Below are 19,236 nucleotides of genomic sequence, written 5' to 3' on the forward strand. Positions count from 1 at the left end.
CAAATCCAACCAATCCATATAAATAAATTGGTATCAACAAACTTGGCACACTATTGAGTTCTCAAACAACAGACACATTCGAATACTTCTCAAACAAATATTTGAATTCCGATGAATTCTTTGTTAGTATTTCTTCGCTGCGATGTTTCTAGCTTATTTCATTCATTTCCACTTTGCAAATCCGGATATTCTCCAGAAATTCACTTGATGGAATGAATCCGCCCAGCAAAACGTGAAGCAATTTTCCATCTCTGCGCCTTGCGCATGAAGAATTGCTTCTCATTTGTAGGGGGTCTGTCACCACTCAGCGGCGGCGACTCAGAAAACAATACACGCTCCTCCCCGGCCGTGCAAATCGGCCGGGAAGGAGCGTGCGGTTGGCTCCTGGAGACTGCTAGTTCGAGGACAGTGCTACTTCCACGGTCGCCAGATTCTTCTTCCCCCGGCGCAGCAGCAGGTAGCGCCCGTGCAGGAGTTCGGTTCCTGGAATGACCGCGTCGGGATCGGTCACCTTGGTGTTGTTTACATAGGCGCCGCCCTCACCCACGGTCCGGCGGGCGGCCGACTTGCTGTCCGAGAGCCCGGAGGCCACGAGCAGGTCAACGATGCCGAGGCCGTCGGCGTTAATGCGGGCCAAAGGCAGTTCAGCGGTTGCGGCCGCAAGGGTGCGCTCGTCCAGAGCCGCGAGGTCCCCGCCACCGAACAGTGCCGCCGAGGCGGCGATGACCTTCTCAGTTGCTTCCTCGCCATGGACAAGCGAGGTCACTTCGAACGCAAGCCTCCGCTGGCCCTCCCGTGCAAAGGGACGCTCGGCAATGGAAACTTCCAAGGCTTCGATTTCGGCGCGGGTCAGGAAAGTGAAGACCTTCAGCCTCGCCGCAACGTCGGCATCGGCCGTGTTAAGCCAGAACTGGTAAAAGGCGTACGGGCTGCACATCTCCGGATCGAGCCAGATGGCGTTGCCTTCGCTCTTGCCGAACTTGGTGCCGTCCGAATTGGTGATGAGCGGCGTACCGAGTGCGTGCACGTGCTTGCCTTCAACCTTGCGGATGAGTTCGGTGCCGCTGGTCAGGTTGCCCCACTGGTCCGATCCCCCAGTCTCCAGGACGCAACCGTAGTCCCGGAAGAGCTGCAGGTAATCCATACCCTGGAGGATCTGGTAGCTGAACTCGGTGTAGCTGATGCCTTCATCCGAGCTGAGGCGAGAGGCAACGGCGTCCTTGCGGAGCATGGTGCCGACACGGAAGTGCTTTCCGATTTCGCGAAGGAAGTCGATCGCGCTCAGCGGGGCGGTCCAGTCCAGGTTGTTGACCATCCTGGCGGCGTTTTCGCCTTCGAAGCTCAGGAAGCGGCGGACCTGTGCCTGGAGGTAACCGACCCACTCAGAGACAGTGTCTTTGGTGTTCAAGGTGCGTTCCGCCGTCGGCCGCGGGTCACCGATCAGTCCTGTCGACCCGCCAACGAGGCCCAGGGGTTTATGCCCGGCCAGCTGGAGCCTGCGCATCAGGAGCAACTGCACGAGGTTGCCCAGGTGCAGGCTGGGTGCTGTGGGGTCGAACCCGCAGTAATAGGTGATCGGGTCCCCCGCGAGCAGCTTCTCCAGTTCCACTTCATCAGTGGAAACGTGGACTAGGCCGCGCCAGTTGAGCTCTTGCCAGATGTTGGCAAAGCCCGGGTCGTTCTGCTGGGACTCGAGATCATTTAGTTGGGACACGTGATCTAAGTTAGCAGGATTGGCTGGTCCCCAGCGCAGCGTGACAAGTCCGGCCAGCGCAGCGTGACAAGTCCGGCCAGCGCAGCGTGACAAGTCCGGCCAGCGCAGCGTGACGGTGCCGCCGGGACGGCAGGAGGCCGGTAGGGTCCGGTCCTCCCGCCATCGGGGATTAGCGTTCGATGCCTGCCGGCACCGGGGCGGCTGCGATCAGCCGCAGCCGCTGCGTTGGCCGGGTCATGGCAACGTAAAGGTCGCCTACCCGTCCGTGCTCGTGGTTGAGCATCATGGCCGGCTCCAGCACCACAACGCCGTCGAACTCCAGGCCCTTGGCTTCCCTCGGGCTGATGACGACAATGTCCTGCTCGTAGCTGCCGGCACCGGTACCGACGCGCCGGCCGTAGGCGGCGCGCAGCGCCGACGTGGCCTGCGGCAGCAGTTCGCCGTCGGCAATCACGGCGAGCAAGCCGCCGTCGAGCGCGTCCAGCTCGTCCGGGAGGACCTCCACGAGCCGGCTGACCACAGAACCGTCATCCACACGGTCAATGATCGGCGACCAGCGGCCTTCGCGGACGGCCTTGGGGGCCGAAACAACCAGCCCTGCAGCGGTGGCCATCCTGGCCGCTGCTTCAGCGATCTGTGACGGCGTGCGGTAGTTGACCGTCAGTTCCTCGAGCTGCCAGCGGTCGCCGAACATCGGTTCCAGCGCGCCCTGCCAGGAATTGGCACCCGCTACGGAACTGGTCTGGGCGATGTCGCCGACGATCGTGAACGACTTCAACGGGCAGCGCCGGACCAGCAGGCGCCACTGCATCGGCGACAGTTCCTGGGCCTCGTCAACCACAATGTGCCCGAAGGCCCAGGTGCGGTCGCTGGTTGCCCGCTCCGCCGCAGTGAGCCGCGCTTCGCGCTCCTGGTTCTGGTCGACGAGTTCCTCGGCCGTCATCAGCACGTCCACGCCGGCGGTCTCCATGTTCACCAGCGTCTGCTTCGCGTTGGCGATGTCCCGTGCGCGGTCGTGCTCCTGCTGAGCCAGTCCGCGGCCGGCCGCGGGATCAAGCTCGCCGAGCAGCTCGGCGGCTTCATCCAGCAACGGCACGTCCGCTTCGGTCCACGGGCTGTCGACGGGACGGCTGAGCAGAGCACGCTCAGCGTCGGTGAGGTCAGGGGTGCAGGCTTCCAGGATGGCCGGCTTGCTGAACAGCTCGGAGATGAGCTTTTCCGGTGTCATCGGCATCCAGCAGAGATTCAGTGCGATCCGGACATCGCGCGCCGTGCGGACGTCCTCGGCCAGATACGAGCGGTCCGCGTTGTTGCCGATGCTGCCGGCCTCAACGAGCTCGGTCATCTGTTCGGTCAGCTCGCGGAGCAGGATCTTCACGAACGTCAGGCGCGCCTCGTTGTGCGGCTTGTGGGTGGCGCGGGCCTTTTCCCGTGCCCGGCGCACCTGGCGCGGGGTCAGGACCAGCTTGCGGCCGTCCACTTCAAGGATCCGGTTCTCGGCCGGAATGCGCTGCCGGTTGGACACCGCGTTGGCCACCACCTCGGCCATGGACAGCCGTCCCTTGACCGCTGCGACGTCCGATTCCTGTTCCGGTACGGCATTGATGCCCGGCATCAGCCGGCCGACGCTCGCCATAACGACGCCCGTCTCGCCGAGGGACGGCAGGACGCGCTCGATGTACTTCATGAACGACGACGACGGGCCCACGAGGAGCACGCCGGCAGTCTTGAGCCGGTCGCGGTGGGTATAAAGCAGGTACGCGGCCCGGTGCAGTGCGACGGCGGTCTTGCCCGTTCCGGGGCCACCCTGGACGACGACGGCTCCGGAGATGGAGGAGCGGATGATCCTGTCCTGTTCGGACTGGATGGTGCCCACGATGTCCGACATGCGTCCGGTGCGCTTGGAGTTCAGGGCCGCCAGCAGCGCACCCTCCCCCTGCAGCGATTCATTGTCGGCCAGCATGCCGGCGTCAAGGACGTCATCTTCAATGGCCTTGACCTCACGGCCCTGCAGGATCAGGTGGCGGCGACGGCGTACGCCCTGGCGGTCGAAGGCCGTGGCCTGGTAGAAGTGCCCGGCCTCGGGCGCGCGCCAGTCAACCATGAGCCGCTGGAGGTCGTCCGTGGTGAGGCCGATACGGCCGATGTACTGGGCCTCCCCCGAGTCCAGGTCGAGGCGGCCGAATACCAGCCGGTCGTCCACGGCATCGAGCTGCGCCAGGCGGTCCTCATAGAGGGCCGCGAAGGCGTCCCGTTCGGAAACATTCTGCATGGTTCCCACGGCTCCGGCACGGCGGACCTGGGCGAGTTGAGTGCGCTTTTCCGCGCGCAGTTCATCCAAGCGGGCATACAGTCCAGCAACATAGTCCCGTTCATGGGCCAAATCAGCGTCGAGCATCGAGACTTTCCCCTATCGCAAAAGACGGACCGTCCATTCTACAACCATTTTGATGGACGCGCCTGAAACATTTCAGTTTCGCCGTTTTCCGGCGCCAAACTCCGCGCGGCCGGACTCCCCGCGGCACTGGTCCCGGCGGGACCACGTCAGATCCTGATGAGCGAGCGGACACGGTGGCCGGTAAGTGCCGAACGCCCGCGCAGCTCGCCGAGCTCCATGACCACGCCCACCCCGGCAACGTGGATTCCGCAGCGTTCGAACAGCCTCGTGGCGGCACCGAGCGTGCCGCCGGTGGCCAGGACGTCGTCGAGAATCAGTACACGGCTTCCGGCCGGCAGGTCGGTGGTGTGCAGTTCAAGGGTTGCGGTGCCGTACTCCAGCGCGTAGTCCTCCGCGACCACCTTGCGAGGGAGTTTGCCGGCTTTCCGGACCGTGATGACGCCCGTGTTGGTGGCGTAAGCGGCAGCGGCTGCCAACAGGAAGCCGCGGGCCTCAACTCCGGCGACGGCGTCGAACTGTCCTTTGAACGGTTCAACCAGTGCGTCCACAACAGCGTGCAGCGCCGCACCGTTGGCAAAGACGGGCGTCAGGTCCCTGAACACGATTCCCGGCTTGGGGTAGTCCGGTACCGTGGCGCACAGGCTGTTGATCAGCTGGTCCACGGGAACGGTTCTTCTGGCTTGGCCCGGCTCGCTTTGATTCACGCATCCACCCTATGCCGGTCGCGGCCATTCTTCACGGTCCGCCCCGTGTGGCAGCGGCGCGTAAACCCGTGTAGCAGCGGCGCCTAAACCGGACGGGCTTTCGCGGCCTTGTAGCGCGAGACCGTGGGATCACCGGTCAGCCAGTACCGCCACGGATAGGCGTGGCTGCCGCCCGCACCTGAAACCCCGACGCGCGGCCCCGTGCTGATGTCGCGTGCCCGTGACACCGGCAGCTCCAACCTGAACGGTTCGCTGAGGGCGTCCCGGCCGCTGTCCGTCGTCGTCAGTCCCAGCGCCGTGGCCAGCCGGGCAGGCCCGCTGGCCAGGTCCTTGGGGGATTTCGACGCCGGACGCCTGGCGCGGGCAAGTTCCTCGCCGCCCACTATTTCCCCGCCGCGGAGCAGGAGCGCAGAGGCAACGCCCGGCGGTCCGCAGACAATGTTGGCGCAGTAGTGCATCCCGTAAGTGAAGTAGACGTACAGGTGCCCGGCCGGTCCGAACATGGGCTTGTTGCGTCCAGTGGGTCCGCGGAAGGTGTGCGATCCGGGGTCCGGGTGCTGCGAGTCGTGCGGACCGAGGTAGGCCTCCACCTCGGTGATCCGCACCGAGACCGAACCTTCGGGACTGGCGTAGCTGAGCACGGCGCCGAGCAGCTGTGGCGCCACATGCCGGGCGTCCCCGGACAGCAGCTGACGCACGGAGTGTTCGTGTCCGGCTCGTGGCGGGCTGCTGCTCATGCATCGACTTTAACAAAGACCGCCTCAACCAAGCCGCCACGGCCGTGTCCGATTTCCGCTAGCACAGGGTGCGGCGAGCTGACAGGATGGAGCCATGGACTTCTGGCAGCGCTACCGGGCAATCGATGCCCGCGACACCCGCTTCGACGGGCAGTTCTACACGGCTGTCCGGACCACTGGCATCTACTGCCGTCCGTCGTGCCCGGCCAGGACGCCGAAGGCGGAGAACGTCACGTTCTACGAAACCTCCGCTGCCGCCCACGACGCGGGGTACCGGGCCTGCAAGCGCTGCCTTCCGGAAGCTGTTCCGGGCACGCCCGCGTGGAACATCCGTTCCGACATTGCGGGCCGGGCCATGCGGCTCATCAACGACGGCGTGATCAACCGCGACGGCGTGGAGGGGCTGGCCTCGCGGCTCGGATATTCCTCACGGCAGCTCAACCGGATCCTGAGCCACGAGCTGGGCGCCGGTCCGTTGTCGCTGGCACGGGCCAGCAGGGCGCAGACCGCCCGGACTCTTCTGGTGTCCACCCGGATGAAGCTTGCCGACGTTGCCTTCGCGGCCGGGTTCAGCAGCGTCCGCCAGTTCAACGAAACCATCGGCGAGGTCTTCGCCATGACTCCGACGGCGCTGCGGGGAACCGCCCGCCACCACCGGGCACCGGCCGCCACCACGGCATTGACGCTCAGCCTGCCTTACCGTGAACCGTTCGATCCGGGCATCTTCGACTTCCTCGCGGTCCGGTCCATCCCCGGGATCGAGACCGGCACCGCAACCTCCTACGCAAGGACCCTGCGGCTCCCCCACGCCGATGCCCGCTTCAGCGTTGAGTACGACGACGGCGCCCCGGGGCGGCCCCTGATCCTCACCATCGGGGCGGTGGACCTGCGGGATCTGCCATCATTGCTGAGCCGGGTCCGGCGGCTCCTGGACCTCGATGCCGACCCGGTGGCCATCGACAGCGCGCTGGCAGCCGATCCGCGGCTGGCGCCGGCGGTAAAGGCCCTGCCCGGCATGCGGATGCCCGGGGCCGTGGATCCGCAGGAGCTGCTGATCCGCGCCATGATCGGACAGCAGATCACCGTCGCGGCTGCCCGGACCGCACTGACCCAGCTGTCCGCCTGCGGAAGCGAGAGCCTGGTGCCCGCGGACGGCCTGCACAGGCTGTTCCCCACGGCCGCCCAGATCGCCGACCCCGGCTTCGGCCTGCTGCGTGGTCCGCAGCGGCGGATCGATTCCGTCCGTACCGCCGCTGCCGCGATGGCCTCCGGCAGCCTGGAATTCGGCTACGGCGACGACCTCGCCGGGTTGCAGGCCAAGCTCCTCCCGCTCCCCGGGGTGGGACCGTGGACCGTGGGATACGTTGCCATGCGGGTGATCGGTGCCCCGGATGTGTTCCTGGCCAACGACGCCGCGGTGAAAAACGGGATCCTTGCGCTCGACGCTGCAACACAGGAGGACCACCGGCTGCCCGGCGAACACAGCCCGGACTTCACCGAAGTACGCCCCTGGCGTTCGTATGCCACCATGCACCTCTGGCGCGCCGCGGCCCTGCGCACCAAGCCCAAACCCAAGCTCCCGGCACCCACGCTGTCTGCCGTTCCGGCAGGTTGACCAAAAGACATGACCCAAAAAATCGTGACCCAAGAAGACTTAACCCAGAAAGTGAAGCCATGAAAGCCCAACTGCTGACCATGTCCACCCCGGACGGCCCGTTCACCATCATTGCCCGCGACGGTGCCGTGCTGGCGTCCGGCTGGACCGCGGAACCGGCGGAGCTGACCGGCCAGATCCATCCTGAACTGCTGCCGGATGAGTTCGTTCCGGTTCTTGAGCTGGGCGAAATTTCTGACGCCGTGGATGCTTTCTACGCCGGCGATCCGGAGCCCGCCATGCGGGTGCCGGTGCTGCAGAAGTCCGGGCCGTTCCGCAGCCATGCCTGGGACGTGCTCCGGACAGTCAGCCCCGGACGGCCGGTGACGTATACCGAATACGCTGAACTGTCCGGGAACCCGAAGGCTGTCCGGGCCGCGGCCAGTGCGTGTGCCTTCAACGCTGCAGCCCTGTTCGTGCCGTGCCACCGCGTGGTGCGGACGGACGGCACCCTGGGCGGATTCAGGTGGGGGCTCACGGTCAAGGAGAGCCTGCTGGGACGGGAAAAACGCTGACGCCAGCGGCGTGCGCTGCCGGCTATTTGGTGATCGGAACGCCCGAGGGCCAGGGTAGGAGCTCCGGGAGGTCAACTCCGTCGGCAGCAGCAGACGCGCGCAGGCTCCCCAGCGAAGGTTCGCGTCCCGCCAGCCAGGCGGCGATGTCAGTCAGCATTCCGTTGATGACAGTGGACCGGTTTCCCGTGCCAATGCTCACCGGCGGCAGGCCCAGTGGCTGGAGGACGAACTTCTGCCCCTCCGGCACGCGGGCTGCCAGGAATCCGAACAGCTGTTCGCAGAACGTGCGGCTCCAGGTTTCCGGACCGAGTCCGGTGTTGAGGTCCGAGGTGTGGATCACGAGTTCCCGCCACAGTGCGGAACCGCCGTCCAGCACCACTCCGCCGCGGTAGGAAATCGGCGCCTGCCAGCCGGCAGCATCCAAAGAATCGAAGGCCCGCAGGGCCCGTTCCAGCGCAGAGTCCAGATCGGCACGGTGTTGCGCCAGGGTGTGCCCGGCAGCCATCTCGATGGCCTTCGTGCGGCCGTCATAGCCGCCGTCGTAGAGATCAACCGTCTCCCCGCGGCCGGCGAATTCGAGTTGCCGGGCCATGGCGTTGGAGATCCCGGCGACGTGCGCCAGGACGTGCCCGCGCGTCCAGCCGGGCAACGTGGACGGTGCCGGGACGTCGGCTTCGGTGAGTTTGCCGGCCTGGGAGGCAACGACGTCGGCAGCTTTGTGGAGTTCGGTGAGCAGTGCGTCCGGTGTGATTGCGGTCATACCGCAATCGTAGCGGACAGTTAATCCGACTTAACGCAGCCCGTTCTCCCGGCCCGGACCATAGCGGTGGCGCACGTGGCGGCGGTCGTGGCGGGCCTGCCAGAACTCAATCTCCAGTGGCTGGATGGCGTAGAGCTGCCAGTCCGGGTTCCTGCTGCCGTCCGCCGCGGGCCGGGCGTCCCAGTCCGCCGCCGAAGCCTCCGCGGAAAGCTCCACGACGCGGCCGGCCACACGGACCTGCCTGCCTTGCAGCGACCAGTTGAAATTCAGCGCAGCCTTCGGGTTCGCTGCGAGTTCCCGCCCCTTGCGTGAGGTGCGGGACGTCGCGATGTGCCAGCCGTCGTCGTCGATGTCCTTCAGGATCAGCATCCGGGACGACGGTTGCGCCCCGGCCACCCACGGTGGCCAGGCTGCACGCGTGGGGTTGCGGCTCCCCCGCGGCCAGCGCTTCCGCGAGCCACCGCCGGAACAGTTCGGCCGGGTCCGCTGGGGCCGACGCCGCGTCAAAATCCGGAAGATCCTCCGGGAAGTCCGGCAGGGCACGGAGGTACTGGCGGAAGGATTCGCTCATGGCGCAATGGTAGCGGGGAGCTTTCGGTCGTTAACGCGCAACGCTCTCTCACTTTTCGCAGGAAAATCGGCAACGCTCTCTCACTTTCTTGAGGAAAGTGAGAGAGCGTTGGCCAAGAAGCTGCAGGAAGTGAGAGAGCGTGCGGCTGTTAGCCGGCGTACTCCCGCACGCCGGCAAGCTCTGCTTCCAGCGCGAGCAGTTGGCGTTCGACGGCGGCCGGCGCCGTTCCGCCCTGGGAGTTGCGGCTGTTGAGCGAACCTTCGGTGGACAGGACCGTGCGGACCTCCGGCGTCAGGTGCTCCGAGATCGCGGCGAATTCCTCATCCGTGAGGTCCCACAGCTCAACATCCCGGCTTTCGGCCTGCTTGACCGCGGCTCCGGAGAGCTCGTGCGCCTCGCGGAACGGAACACCCTGGCGGACCAGCCATTCGGCAATGTCCGTGGCCAGCGCAAAGCCCTGGGGTGCCAGCGACTCCATCCGTTCGGTGTTGAACTTCAACGTCGCGATCATGCCGGAGACTGCCGGGAGCAGGACTTCCAGCGTGTCGGCGGCGTCGAAAACCGGCTCCTTGTCCTCCTGCAGGTCGCGGTTGTACGCGAGCGGCAGGCCCTTGAGCGTGGCCAGCAGCCCGGTCAGGTTGCCGATCAGCCGGCCGGCCTTCCCGCGCGCCAGTTCAGCCACATCCGGGTTCTTCTTCTGCGGCATGATCGAGGAACCGGTGGAGTAGGAATCGTGCAGGGTGACGAAGGAGAATTCCTTCGTGGCCCACAGGATGACTTCCTCCGAGACCCGCGACAGGTCCACGCCGATCATGGCGGTGACCCAGGCGAACTCGGCGAAGACGTCGCGGGAAGCGGTGCCGTCGATCGAGTTGTGCGTTGCCGAGAAGAAGCCCAGGTCCGCGGCCACGGCCTCAGGGTCCAGGCCAAGCGAGGAGCCCGCGAGGGCCCCCGAGCCGTAGGGCGAAACGCCTGCGCGTTTGTCCCAGTCCTGGAGCCGCTGCACATCGCGCAGCAGTGCCCAGGCGTGGGCCAGCAGGTGGTGGCTGAGCAGGACCGGCTGGGCGTGCTGGAGGTGGGTCCGGCCGGGCATGGCCACACCCTGGTGCGCCTTGGCCTGGCCCACCAGTGCCTCGATCGTTGCCAGCACGCCGCGGGCAATGATCCGGGCGTGGTCGCGCAGGAACATCCGGCCGAGCGTGGCCACCTGGTCGTTCCGCGACCGCCCGGCGCGGAGCTTGCCGCCCAGCTGGGTGCCGGCGCGCTCGATGAGCCCGCGTTCCAGCGAGCCGTGGACGTCCTCATCGGACTCCGCTGGCAGGTAGGCGCCGGAGGCAACGTCGTCGTCCAGCTGCGTCAGGGCAGCGAGCATGCCTTCGAGCTCGGCATCGTCCAGCAGCCCGGCCTTGTGCAGCACGCGGGCGTGCGCCTTGGATCCGGCGATGTCATAGCGGGCCAGCCGCCAGTCAAAGTGCGTGGACTTGCTCAGTGCCGCCAGGGCGTCTGCGGGGCCGCCGGCAAAGCGGCCACCCCACAGGGCGCCCGTGTTGGTAGCTTCTGACTTCTGTTCAGCCACAGGGGCTACTTTCCTGCGACGCGGATGTCGCGGCCGGAGGCCACCTTGGCGGACATGCCCCACAGCTCGATGAAGCCGCGCGCCATGGACTGGTCGAACGTATCGCCGGTGTCGTAGGTGGCGAGGTCGAAGTCGTAGAGCGAGGTGTCGGAGCGGCGGCCGTTGACTACTGCCTGGCCACCGTGCAGGGTCATGCGGATGTCGCCGGAGACGTACTTCTGGGTGTCCTCGATGAAGGCGTCCAGGGAGCGCTTGAGCGGGGAGAACCACTGGCCGTCGTACACCAGTTCGGACCAGCGCTGGCCGACAGTCGCCTTGAAGCGGGCCTGCTCGCGCTCAACGGTGATGTCCTCGAGGTGCTTGTGCGCGGTGATCAGCGCCATGGCGCCCGGAGCTTCGTAGATCTCGCGGGACTTGATGCCGACGAGGCGGTCCTCGACAACGTCGATGCGGCCCACGCCCTGGGCGCCGGCGCGGCGGTTGAGTTCCTTGATGGCCTGCAGCGGGGTGACCTTGACGCCGTCGATCGCTACCGGAACACCGGCTTCGAAGGAGATGGTGACCTCATCCGGGGCCGGCGGGAATTCCGGGGTGGCGGTGTAGTCGTAGATGTCCTTGGTGGGGGCGTTCCAGATGTCCTCGAGGTAGCCGGTTTCGACGGCGCGGCCCCAGACGTTCTGGTCGATCGAGTACGGGTTCTTCTTGGTGGTCTCGATCGGCAGTCCCTTTTCCTCGGCGAAGGCGATGGCCTTGTCGCGGGTCAGGGCGAGGTCGCGGACCGGGGCGATGCACTTCAGGTCCGGGCCGAGGGTCTGGATGCCGACCTCGAAGCGGACCTGGTCGTTGCCCTTGCCGGTGCAGCCGTGGGCCACGGTGGTGGCGCCGAATTCGCGGGCGGCCTTGACCAGGTGCTTGACGATCACCGGGCGGGAAATCGCGGAGACCAGCGGGTAGTGGCCCTGGTAGAGGGCGTTGGCCTTCAGCGTGGGCATGCAGTATTCGTTGGCGAACTCATCGCTGGCGTCGGCCACGTAGGCTTCGACGGCGCCGCAGCCCAGCGCGCGCTGGCGGATGGTCTCCAGCGACTCGCCGCCCTGTCCGACGTCGACCGCCACGGCGATGACCTCGGCGCCGGTGGCTTCGCCGATCCAGCCGATGGCTACGGAAGTATCCAGGCCACCGGAGTAGGCCAGAACAATACGCTCAGTCACGGAAATGCTCCTTAGTTGTTTGGTGATGCTTGATGTCTGATGAAAGTTGTTGGTGAAGCTATCTGCTAAGAGCCTGTCACATCGCTGTGGCGGGCCCAATCCCGCGGCGTTCCGCCGGCTATTGGCTGCCGGCTTCCTCGGCGAACTGCAGGAAGCGGGCGGCCACCTCCGCGCCGCCCATCGGGTCCCGCGTGACCAGCAGCACGGTGTCATCCCCGGCGATGCTCCCCAGGATGGAGGGCATGACCGAATGGTCGATTGCCAGGGCGAGGAAGTTCGCCGCTCCCGGCGGGGTCCTGAGCACCACGATGTTCGCCGAAGCTTCGGCCGTGACGAGCAGTTCGCCGCACAGCCGGGCAAGGCGGGCGTCCAGGATCTCCTGCGTGACGCCGGACTTGGCCGCACGCTCCCCGCCCTCCCCCGGAACGGCGTAGACGAGCACGCCGTCCTTGCCGCGGACCCGGACTGCGCCGAGCTCCACGAGGTCGCGGGACAGCGTGGCCTGGGTGACCTGGACGCCGTCGTCCGCCAGCAGCGCGGCCAGCTCCGCCTGAGAGCGGACCGACTCGCCGGTCAGGATCGCGGTAATCCGCGCCAGCCTGGCCGTTTTGGTGGCCGGACTCGGGCCCTGCGCCGCCGGGGGGACGGACATTATCCGCGTCCCCCGACCGGTGCCAGCCCGTCAACAACGGCCAGACCCGACCGGTGCATGAGCCAGGCCATCAGTGCCTTCTGGGCGTGCAGGCGATTTTCCGCCTCGTCCCAGACGATCGACTGCGGGCCGTCAATGACTCCCGCGGAGATCTCGTAGCCCCGGTACGCCGGCAGGCAGTGAAGCACGACGGCGTCCGGCGCCGCCAGCTGCATCGCCGCTTCATCCACGGAGTATTCGCGGAACAGCTGTAGCCGGGCTTCCTTTTCGGCCTCCTGGCCCATGGACACCCAGGTGTCGGTGGCGACGACGTCGGCACCCTTGAGCGCCTCCGCGGCGTCCGTGGTGATCAGGACCGAGCCGCCCGTTTCCGCTGCCCGCTCTTCCGCCGCAGCCACGATGTCGGCGGACGGCAGGTAGCCGTCCGGACCGGCGATGCGCACGTGCATCCCGGCTGTCACGCCGGCCAGCAGGTAGGAGTTCGCCATGTTGTTGGCGGAGTCGCCAAGGTAGCTCATGGTGAGGCCCGTGAGCTCGCCCTTGTGCTCCTTGACGGCAAGCAGGTCCGCCAGCAGCTGGCAGGGGTGGTAGTCGTCGCATAGGGCGTTGATGACCGGGACCTTGGAATTTTCGGCCATGGCCACGAGCCCGGCGTGTGCGCCGGTCCGCCAGACGATGGTGGAGACCATGCGCTCCAGGACCTTGGCCGTGTCCTCCACCGATTCCTTGTGGCCGATCTGCGCCTCCCCCGGGTTGATGATCAGGGCGTTTCCGCCCATGTCCGCCACGCCGGTGGCGAAGGAGACCCGGGTCCGGGTGGAGGTTTTGTCGAAGATGACGGCGACGGTTTTCCGTCCGCTGCCTTCAGCGGCGAATGGCTGGACGCTGTAGGGCGCGGCCTTCATGCGCACGGCGAGGTCCAGGACCTCGGCCTGCTCGGCCGGGGTGAGGTCGGTGTCCTTGAGGAAGTGACGGGTGGTTGCGGAGCTGGTCACTGGGCATCCTTTGCGGTCTGGAGGAGCATGGGCAGTGCCTGGACGAAGCTGTCGGCCTGTTCGGCGGTCAGGATCAGCGGCGGGGCGAGGCGGATGGTGCGCGGACCGGGGCTGTTGACGATGAAACTGGCCTCCAATCCGGCGGTGACCACGGCGGGCGCGACGTCCGCGTCCAGGTCAAAGCCGATCAGCAGGCCTTCGCCGCGCACTTCCGTGACGCCGTCCACCTCGGCCAGCTTCGCGCGGAGGCGTTCCCCCACACTGCGGACGTTGTCCAGGACGCGCTGGCTCTCAATCGCGTGCAGCGTGGCCAGCGCGGCGGCTGTAGCCACCGGGTTCCCGCCGAAAGTGGTGCCGTGCTGGCCGGCCGTCAGGAGTGCGGACGTCTCAGGACCGAAGGTGACCAGCGCCCCGATGGGGAAGCCGCCGCCCAGGCCCTTGGCGAGGGTCACGGCGTCGGGCACGATCCCGGCATCTTCACTGGCTAGCCATTTGCCGGTGCGGCCGATGCCGGTCTGGACTTCGTCGAGGATCAGCAGTGCGCCTGCCTTCGTGGTGGCTTCGCGCGCGGCCTGCAGGTAGCCGGCGGGCAGCGGCCGGACACCGGCTTCGCCCTGGATCGGTTCGAGGAAAACAGCCGCTGTCGTTTCATCGATGGCTTCCACGAGGGCGTCGATGTCCCCGAACGGGATGTGCACCACACCGCCGGGCAGCGGTTCAAACGGCGCCCGGTACGCTTCCTTGGCGGTAAGCGCCAGGGCACCCATGGTCCTGCCGTGGAAGGCGCCCTCCAGCGCGATGATCTTGGTCCGTGTTTTCTCGCTTCCATCCGCGCCTGCGCCGGAGTTGCGGCGCGCCAGCTTGAACGCCGCCTCGACGGCTTCGGTTCCGGAGTTCGCGAAGAACACCTTGGAACCGGCCGGTGCCTTGCTCAGTTCGAGCAGCTTTTCGGCCAGCGCGATCTGCGTGGGGCTGGTGAAGAAGTTGGAGACGTGGCCCAGGGTGGCCAGCTGGCTGGAAATCACCGACGTCACGAACGGGTGGGCGTGGCCCATGGCGTTCACGGCGATGCCGCCCAGCAGGTCCAGATACTCCTTGCCGTCCGCGTCCCAGACCAGGCATCCTGCGCCGCGGACCAGGACACGCTGCGGCGTGCCGAAGACGCCCATGAGTGAGGCGGAGTAACGGGTCAGCCACTCGGCTCCGGTGGTGTGGCCACGGGTCTCCACCAGTTCGACCACCGGGGACTTTTCAATCTGGCTCATGCGTTCGTTTCCTCGTCCGGGACCACCTGCGTGCCAATGCCCGCAGCAGTGAATGTTTCCAGCAGCATGGAGTGCGGCAGGCGCCCGTCCACAATGTGCGCGCGCTCCACTCCTTCGTCGACCGCCTTCAGGCAGGCGGCCATTTTGGGGATCATGCCCGACTCAAGCCGCGGCAGCATCTCCCGCAGCTCCGACGCCGTCAGGGACGAGATGAGCGATGACCTGTCCGGCCAGTTCGCGTAAAGGCCCTCGACGTCGGTGAGAATGACCAGTTTGGAGGCGCCCAGGGCAGAGGCGACGGCGGCTGCCGCGGTGTCCGCGTTGACGTTGAGGACCTGCCCGGTGGTCTGGAACCGCCGGGTACCTTCCTCACTGCTGCCCTCGTCAATGATTTCCGGGGCAACAGTCGAAATCACCGGGATCCGGCCGGCCGCGAGGATATCAACGATGCCTTCCGGGTTGACGCCGACGACCTCGCCGACGAGGCCCAGGTCCACTTCTTCGCCGTCCACGACGGTTCCCGTGCGGACGGCGCGCAGCAGGCCGCCGTCCTCTCCGGACATGCCGACGGCGTAGGGGCCATGGGAATTGATGAGGCCCACGAGTTCGCGGCCCACCTGGCCGGTCAGCACCATGCGGACCACGTCCATGGCTTCGGGGGTGGTGACGCGCAGGCCGCCTTTGAATTCGGACTCTATGCCCAGGCGGCTGAGCATGGCGTTGATCTGCGGACCGCCGCCGTGCACCACGACGGGGTGGATTCCCACATGGTGCAGGAACACCACGTCCTCAGCAAATGCACGGCGGAGCTCCTCGTTGACCATGGCGTTGCCGCCGTACTTGATCACCATGGTGGAACCGGCGAATCGCTGGATCCACGGAAGGGCCTCAATCAGCGTGCCGGCTTTGTCCTGGGCATCGCTCATGGACGTGGTCTCGCGTGTCTGGGTGTTCATGCTGTCTCCCCGGAAGGTGGGTGCGCCACCTAGCTTGAGTAGGCGCTGTTTTCGTGGACGTAGTCGTGCGTGAGGTCGTTGGTCCAGATCGTGGCCTCGGCCTCTCCGGCCTGCAGGTCGATCTCCACGAGAACCTCGCGGGGCTCGAGGTCCACGAGGCTGCGGTCCTCGCCGATGCTTCCGTTCCGGCAGATCTGCACGCCGTTCATGGAAACGTTCAGCTGGTCCGGTTCGAATGCGGCATCGGTGGTGCCAACGGCGGAGAGCACGCGCCCCCAGTTGGGGTCCTTGCCGAAAATGGCGGCCTTGAACAGGTTGGAACGGGCCACGGCGCGGCTGACGATCTCGGCGTCCTTTTCGCTGGCGGCGTTGAAAGTGCGGATCGCGATGTCGTGGCTGGCGCCCTCGGCGTCGCCGATCAGCTTGCGGGCCAGCTCGGCGCAGACCTGCGTCAGTCCGGCACCGAAGTCCCTGGCGGCGGGCACGGCACCCGAGGCGCCGGATGCCAGCAGCACCACGGTGTCGTTGGTGGACATGCAGCCGTCCGAGTCCGCCCGGTCAAAGGTGACCCGGGTGGCGTCGCGGAGCACGACGTCGAGCATTTCAGGCTGGACGTCCGCGTCGGTGGTGATGACCACCAGCATGGTGGCCAGCCCAGGAGCAAGCATGCCGGCGCCCTTTGCCATGCCGCCAATGGTGTACTCGTTGCCTTCGGTGTCCTTGCCGGTGAAGACGGCCTCCTTGGACACGGAATCCGTGGTCATGATCGCCGTGGCAGCAGCAGTGCCGCCGTCGGCGCTGAGGGCCGACTTCGCCGCACTGATGGCCGGGATGATCTTGTCCATGGGCAGCTGCTCGCCGATGAGGCCGGTGGAGCAGACAAAAATATCCGTGGCCGAGACGCCCAGCACTTCGGCGGTCTTTTCCGCAGTGGCGTGGGTGTTCTGGAAGCCCTGCGGACCGGTGCAGGCGTTGGCGCCGCCCGAGTTGAGGATGACGGCGTCGACGCGGCCGTCCTTGACCACCTGGCGCGACCAGTGCACAGGGGCCGCGGCGACGCGGTTCGACGTGAACACCGCCGCTGCCGCCTTCGAGGGGCCGTCGTTGACGACGAGGGCAAGGTCCGGGTTCCCGGACGTCTTCAGTCCGGCTTTGACGCCGGCGGCCCGGAATCCCTTGGATGCGGTAACAGTCACGGGGCAACTCCCTGCAGGTTGAGGCCGGCGGTTTCCGCCAGGCCAAGGGCGATATTCATGGACTGCACGGCGCCGCCGGCGGTCCCCTTGGTCAGGTTGTCGATGGCGCACGTGACGATGACGCGGCCGGTGTGGGCGTCGAAGGCGAGCTGCATCACGGCGTGGTTGGAGCCCTGGACGGCCTTGGTGGCGGGCCACTGCCCTTCGGGGAGCAGGTGCACGAACGGCTCGTCGTCGTACGCCTCTTCCCAGGCGCTGCGCAGCTCTGCTGCCGTGACGCCGGGCTTCACCTTTGCCGTTGCGGTGGTGAGGATGCCCCGGCTCATCGGGGCAAGGGTGGGCGTGAAGGATACCGTCACAGCCTCACCCGCGGCATTGCCCAGCCCCTGTTCTATCTCGGGGGTGTGGCGGTGGCCGCCGCCCACGCCGTAGGGGCTCATGGACCCCATTACCTCGGAGCCGATGAGGTTGACCTTCGCGGCTTTCCCGGCACCCGAGGTGCCCGAGGCAGCGACAATCACGACGTCGTCGGGCTGGAGGAGGCTGCCGGCGAACCCGGGGGTCAGGGCCAGCAGGGCCGACGTCGGGTAGCAGCCCGGTACGGCGATCCGCTTGGCTCCTTTGAGCCTTTCCCGCTGGCCCGGAAGTTCGGGCAGCCCGTAAGGCCACGTCCCGGCGTGCGCGGAACCGTAGAACTTTTCCCAGGCGGCGGGGTCTTCCAGCCGGTGGTCGGCGCCGGCGTCGATCACTACCGTGCCCTCGGGCAACTGCGCCGCGATCTCGGCGGAGGCCCCGTGCGGCAGTGCCAGGAACACCACATCATGGCCAGAGAGGTTCTCCACGGTGGTGTCCTCAAGGATGCGGCTGGCCAAACCATGGAGATGCGGCTGCAATTCGCCTAGTCTGGAACCGGCGTTGCTGTGCGCTGTGATGGCGCCGATGGTGACGTCAGGGTGTCCGGCCAGGAGCCGAAGCACCTCGCCGCCGGCGTAACCGCTCGCACCGGAAACGGCAACAGAAATAGTCATGGGAACGACTATACAGCAAGACTATGCATAGAGGCCGATATTTATGCATCAACTCCCACCTGCCCTCATTATGAGTGTGAGCGTATGCTTGGAGAAGGGTGATCCTGACCGTGCGGTCCGAATGTCGGCTGCAGCGTTGCCCGTAACAGTTACGAGGCCCCGAGTCCATGACCCCCACAACTACTTCGGAGCGCCCCCAGACGCGCGTCCGGCAGCCCAATGCGGTTGTCCTGAGCTACTCAGAACTCCTCAAGAGCGTCAAGGCAGCGGGCCTGCTCGAACGACGCGTCGGCTTCTACGTCACGGTGTTCTCCATCCTGGCGCTCCTGATGACCGCCACCTGGTTCGGTTTCGCGCTCATCGGTGACAGCTGGTTCCAGCTCCTGATCGCCGCCGCCCTGGGCATCCTGTGCACGCAGCTGAGCTTCCTGGCCCACGAGGCCGGGCACCGCCAGATCTTCGCCTCCCGCCGTGCCAACGACTGGGCCGCAAGGCTGCTCGCCACGTCCGTGGCCGGAATGAGCTATTCCTGGTGGGAGCAGAAGCACGGCGCGCACCACAACCACCCGAACGTCATTTCCAAGGACCCCGACATCGCGCCCGGGCCCATCGCTTTCCACACCGAAGCGGTTGTCGCCCGGCAGGGACGGTTCGCCTTCCTCACCCGCAAGCAGGGCTGGTTCTTCTTCCCGCTCCTGTTCCTGGTGGGCCTCGGCCTGCAGATCGATTCGGTCAAGTTCATCTTCCGCCGCGCCAAGGTCACGCACCGCTGGGTTGAAATCCCGATCCTCCTGGCACGCCTGAGCCTTCTGCCGGTCCTCACCTTCACTTTCCTGCCGTGGGGCATGGCCCTGGCGTTCATCGGCGTCCAGCTCGCCGTCTTCGGCTTCTACATGGGCGCTTCCTTCGCCCCGAACCACAAGGGCATGCCGGTCCTGCCCGCGGACAGCCGCGTGGACTTCTTCAGCCGCCAGGTCCTGACGTCCCGGAACATCTCCGGCGGCCGTTTCATGGACATCCTGCTGGGCGGCCTGAACCGCCAGGCCGAGCACCACCTGTTCCCGGACATGGCCCGCCCGCAGCTGGACAAGGCCGCCAAGATCGTCCGCGAGTACTGCGCCAAGCACCAGGTTCCCTACACGGAGACCACCCTGCTGCAGTCCTACGGCATCATTGTCCGTTACCTCAATGACGTGGGCCTCTCCGCGGGCCGCCACTTCGAATGCCCCATGGCTACCGTCACCCGCCGCTACTAGGCACACGCCGCTTAGGCGCACACCCGCATTCCACGTTTGACCCGAAGT

At 66.5% G+C, this 19,236-nt stretch carries 16 protein-coding genes and 1 pseudogene; 3 read left to right on the forward strand and 14 right to left on the reverse strand.

Annotation, left to right across the window (positions count from 1 at the left end; translation table 11 throughout):
• Positions 1 to 394 precede the first annotated feature (394 nt).
• The 4 genes from tyrS to CXQ91_RS02835 form a co-directional block, all read right to left on the reverse strand.
• On the reverse strand, positions 395 to 1,714 hold the full coding sequence (tyrS, locus tag CXQ91_RS02820) for a tyrosine--tRNA ligase (protein ID WP_104172423.1): 1,320 nt from the start codon (positions 1,712 to 1,714) through the stop codon (positions 395 to 397).
• 169 nt (positions 1,715 to 1,883) lie between these two features.
• Entirely contained in the window at positions 1,884 to 4,112 is a 2,229-nt protein-coding gene (locus CXQ91_RS02825; protein ID WP_104172424.1) for an AAA family ATPase, read from the reverse strand.
• Positions 4,113 to 4,258: 146 nt separating this feature from the next.
• Positions 4,259 to 4,816 (reverse strand): adenine phosphoribosyltransferase, encoded by a 558-nt coding sequence (locus tag CXQ91_RS02830; protein ID WP_104172425.1) that lies wholly within the window; start codon positions 4,814 to 4,816, stop codon positions 4,259 to 4,261.
• Between the two features lie 83 nt (positions 4,817 to 4,899).
• Positions 4,900 to 5,553 (reverse strand): DNA-3-methyladenine glycosylase, encoded by a 654-nt coding sequence (locus CXQ91_RS02835; RefSeq protein ID WP_104172426.1) that lies wholly within the window; start codon positions 5,551 to 5,553, stop codon positions 4,900 to 4,902.
• A gap of 94 nt (positions 5,554 to 5,647) precedes the next feature.
• Here CXQ91_RS02835 and CXQ91_RS02840 point away from each other — a divergent pair, with 94 nt between their 5' ends.
• Both CXQ91_RS02840 and CXQ91_RS02845 read left to right on the forward strand, forming a co-directional pair.
• On the forward strand, positions 5,648 to 7,168 hold the full coding sequence (locus CXQ91_RS02840; protein ID WP_104172427.1) for an AlkA N-terminal domain-containing protein: 1,521 nt from the start codon (positions 5,648 to 5,650) through the stop codon (positions 7,166 to 7,168).
• A 59-nt stretch (positions 7,169 to 7,227) separates the two neighbouring features.
• Entirely contained in the window at positions 7,228 to 7,722 is a 495-nt protein-coding gene (locus CXQ91_RS02845) for a methylated-DNA--[protein]-cysteine S-methyltransferase (protein ID WP_104172428.1), read from the forward strand.
• A gap of 22 nt (positions 7,723 to 7,744) precedes the next feature.
• Here the strand turns inward: CXQ91_RS02845 and CXQ91_RS02850 are convergent, their stop codons facing one another.
• From CXQ91_RS02850 to argC, 10 genes and pseudogenes are all read right to left on the reverse strand, one after another.
• Entirely contained in the window at positions 7,745 to 8,482 is a 738-nt protein-coding gene (locus tag CXQ91_RS02850) for a maleylpyruvate isomerase family mycothiol-dependent enzyme (RefSeq protein ID WP_104172429.1), read from the reverse strand.
• 30 nt (positions 8,483 to 8,512) lie between these two features.
• A pseudogene (locus tag CXQ91_RS02855) lies at positions 8,513 to 9,053 on the reverse strand (pyridoxal 5'-phosphate synthase).
• Between the two features lie 148 nt (positions 9,054 to 9,201).
• Positions 9,202 to 10,629, reverse strand: a complete 1,428-nt coding sequence (gene argH / locus CXQ91_RS02860) for an argininosuccinate lyase (RefSeq protein WP_104172430.1) — start codon at positions 10,627 to 10,629, stop codon at positions 9,202 to 9,204.
• Between the two features lie 5 nt (positions 10,630 to 10,634).
• Positions 10,635 to 11,840: an argininosuccinate synthase gene (locus CXQ91_RS02865; RefSeq protein WP_104172431.1), complete on the reverse strand. Its 1,206-nt coding sequence runs from the start codon at positions 11,838 to 11,840 to the stop codon at positions 10,635 to 10,637.
• A 118-nt stretch (positions 11,841 to 11,958) separates the two neighbouring features.
• Complete coding sequence (locus CXQ91_RS02870; RefSeq protein ID WP_104172432.1) at positions 11,959 to 12,492, reverse strand: arginine repressor; 534 nt, start codon at positions 12,490 to 12,492, stop codon at positions 11,959 to 11,961.
• Positions 12,492 to 13,487: an ornithine carbamoyltransferase gene (gene argF, locus CXQ91_RS02875; protein ID WP_104172433.1), complete on the reverse strand. Its 996-nt coding sequence runs from the start codon at positions 13,485 to 13,487 to the stop codon at positions 12,492 to 12,494. The genes CXQ91_RS02870 and argF overlap by 1 nt, the downstream gene beginning before the upstream one ends.
• A complete protein-coding gene (locus tag CXQ91_RS02880; RefSeq protein ID WP_104172434.1) occupies positions 13,484 to 14,752 on the reverse strand; it encodes an acetylornithine transaminase in 1,269 nt (422 codons plus the stop codon). Before CXQ91_RS02880 ends, argF begins: the two co-directional genes overlap by 4 nt.
• Positions 14,749 to 15,708, reverse strand: coding sequence for an acetylglutamate kinase (gene argB / locus CXQ91_RS02885; RefSeq protein ID WP_104172435.1), 960 nt, complete (start codon positions 15,706 to 15,708; stop codon positions 14,749 to 14,751). Before argB ends, CXQ91_RS02880 begins: the two co-directional genes overlap by 4 nt.
• A gap of 29 nt (positions 15,709 to 15,737) precedes the next feature.
• Entirely contained in the window at positions 15,738 to 16,904 is a 1,167-nt protein-coding gene (gene argJ / locus CXQ91_RS02890; RefSeq protein ID WP_104172436.1) for a bifunctional glutamate N-acetyltransferase/amino-acid acetyltransferase ArgJ, read from the reverse strand.
• The gene (gene argC / locus CXQ91_RS02895; protein ID WP_104172437.1) at positions 16,901 to 17,932 is read right to left on the reverse strand and encodes an N-acetyl-gamma-glutamyl-phosphate reductase; all 1,032 of its coding nucleotides are present in this window, start codon (positions 17,930 to 17,932) and stop codon (positions 16,901 to 16,903) included. The genes argJ and argC overlap by 4 nt, the downstream gene beginning before the upstream one ends.
• A 167-nt stretch (positions 17,933 to 18,099) precedes the next feature.
• On the opposite strand from argC, the gene CXQ91_RS02900 reads away from it, so the two are divergent.
• Positions 18,100 to 19,188 (forward strand): acyl-CoA desaturase, encoded by a 1,089-nt coding sequence (locus CXQ91_RS02900; RefSeq protein WP_104172438.1) that lies wholly within the window; start codon positions 18,100 to 18,102, stop codon positions 19,186 to 19,188.
• Positions 19,189 to 19,236: the final 48 nt, after the last annotated feature.

The organism is Arthrobacter sp. Y81 (assembly GCF_002929335.1).
Classification (GTDB): domain Bacteria; phylum Actinomycetota; class Actinomycetes; order Actinomycetales; family Micrococcaceae; genus Arthrobacter.

Coding starts and splice junctions, on each gene's coding strand:
- CXQ91_RS02825 (WP_104172424.1), bottom strand. CDS start 4,112: ATGCTCGACGCTGATTTGGCCCATGAACGGGACTATGTTGCTGGACTG.
- CXQ91_RS02835 (WP_104172426.1), bottom strand. CDS start 5,553: ATGAGCAGCAGCCCGCCACGAGCCGGACACGAACACTCCGTGCGTCAG.
- CXQ91_RS02840 (WP_104172427.1), top strand. CDS start 5,648: ATGGACTTCTGGCAGCGCTACCGGGCAATCGATGCCCGCGACACCCGC.
- CXQ91_RS02845 (WP_104172428.1), top strand. CDS start 7,228: ATGAAAGCCCAACTGCTGACCATGTCCACCCCGGACGGCCCGTTCACC.
- CXQ91_RS02850 (WP_104172429.1), bottom strand. CDS start 8,482: ATGACCGCAATCACACCGGACGCACTGCTCACCGAACTCCACAAAGCT.
- CXQ91_RS02870 (WP_104172432.1), bottom strand. CDS start 12,492: ATGTCCGTCCCCCCGGCGGCGCAGGGCCCGAGTCCGGCCACCAAAACG.
- CXQ91_RS02880 (WP_104172434.1), bottom strand. CDS start 14,752: ATGAGCCAGATTGAAAAGTCCCCGGTGGTCGAACTGGTGGAGACCCGT.
- argB (WP_104172435.1), bottom strand. CDS start 15,708: ATGAACACCCAGACACGCGAGACCACGTCCATGAGCGATGCCCAGGAC.
- argC (WP_104172437.1), bottom strand. CDS start 17,932: ATGACTATTTCTGTTGCCGTTTCCGGTGCGAGCGGTTACGCCGGCGGC.
- CXQ91_RS02900 (WP_104172438.1), top strand. CDS start 18,100: ATGACCCCCACAACTACTTCGGAGCGCCCCCAGACGCGCGTCCGGCAG.